The following is a 1,723-nucleotide window of genomic DNA, read 5'->3' on the forward strand; positions in this document are numbered from 1 at the left end:
CTCGTCGCCAGTGCGGCGAGTGTTCCGTGGTCGATCACGGTGCCGTCGTCGACCGAGACCAACGCTGGGCTATCGGGTCCCAGAACCGCCGTTCGGTCCGAATACGTCACCGGCCGCGCAGAACTCGCGGCAATGGCGTCGACCACGTCCGGTTGCCCGAGGTGGACGGTCGTGGCGGGCCCGGCCGAGCTCGGCGCATCGTCACCGTCCAGAACGAGGACGGACGCGCCTGCCCGCTCCAGAACGTCGGAGGAGTTCGATGTGCTGATCGGTGCCACAGCTCCGCCTGCCTTGGCCACCGCCCACCGCGTCACGACGGCCGCGACCTCGCCGGTGACGGAGACGCCGACCACGACTCCGGGCCGGACGCCACGCTCGATCAGTACCCGAGCCATCCTCGACGACTGCTCGTCGAGCTGACGATAGGTGGTCTCGACTCCGTCCGACGACAACGCGGGCGCATCGGGATCTGCGTCCACCGCCGAGGTGAGTACCTGCGGCAAGGTCAGGTCCGACCGGACCGGTGCCACAGAGGAGTCGGCGGCCTGCGGGGACTCGGTCGATGCGGCCCGCTCGGCGGCGTCGAGCACGTCGATGTCGCCGACGACGACAGCTGGTGTTGCCGCTACCGCACCGGCGATACGAGCGAATCGTTCCGCCAAGGAGGCGACCGTGGACTCGTCGAACAGGTCGGCGGCATACACCCATTCGACGTTCAGGGTTCCGGTGCCGCTGTTCCCGTCGGCGTGCTGGGTCTCCACCGTGACCTGCAGGTCGAATTTCGCCGTCGGCTCGAAGCCGCTGACGGGTTCGACCACCAGGTTCGGCAATTCGAACCGCGCCTCGCCGTGGGGCTCCACCGACAGAACCGTCTGGAACAGCGGGGTGTAGCCGGCGTTCCGGTCCGGTGCGATGGTGTCGACGACCCGCTCGAACGGCACGTCCGAATTCGCGAAGGCCCGCAGGTCGGTCTCGCGGACAGCGGTCAGCAGCTCTGCGAACGTCGCGTCCGGGTCCACGTCCGTGCGCAGCGCCAGCGTGTTGACGAACATGCCGACCAATCCGTCGAGCGCCTCGTGCCCGCGGCCGGCGATAGGCGTGCCGACGGCGAAGCTGCGGGAGCCACTCATCCGCGACAAAAGCACCCCGAGTACCGCGTGCAACACCATGAACAGAGTCGCGTTGTTCTCGCGCGCGATCGCCGCGAGCCCGGTGTGTACCGACTCGTCCAGCTCGACACTCACACTGGCTCCGCGCAGGTTGGCGGTAGCCGCACGCGGCCGATCCCACGGCAACGACACGACCGGGGTGATCCCGCTGAGCTCGTCCGCCCAGAAGGCCAACTGCTGCGACAGAATCGACGTGGGGTCGCTGTCCGAGCCCAGCACCTGCCGCTGCCAGACCGCGAAGTCCGCGTACTGCACCGTCAGCGGTTCGGGGGTGTAGTCGGTTCCCGACGCGGCAGCGAGGTACGCGGTCATGACGTCACGAGCCAGTGGTGCCATCGATGCACCGTCTCCGCTGATGTGGTGCATCACGATGACGAAGACGTACTCGTCCGGACCGAACCGAAACAGTGCGCCCCGGACCGGGGGTGCGACGGTGACGTCGAAACCCTGGTAGACGAGTGCGCGAATCCGTTCGGCGGTGTCGGAGTCGTCGGTCGCGTCGATCGGAGTCAGATCGGGTACGACCGATCCGGCGTCGATGAACTCCTGATACG

1 protein-coding gene is annotated in these 1,723 nt (G+C 67.8%); it reads right to left on the reverse strand.

Translation table 11 applies throughout. The features are described from left to right. On the reverse strand, window positions 1–1,723 hold a 1,723-nt coding region (locus A2J02_RS16910; protein ID WP_156516258.1), incomplete at both ends, for a condensation domain-containing protein.

It is taken from the genome of Rhodococcus sp. EPR-147 (assembly GCF_001647185.1).
Lineage (GTDB): Bacteria > Actinomycetota > Actinomycetes > Mycobacteriales > Mycobacteriaceae > Rhodococcoides.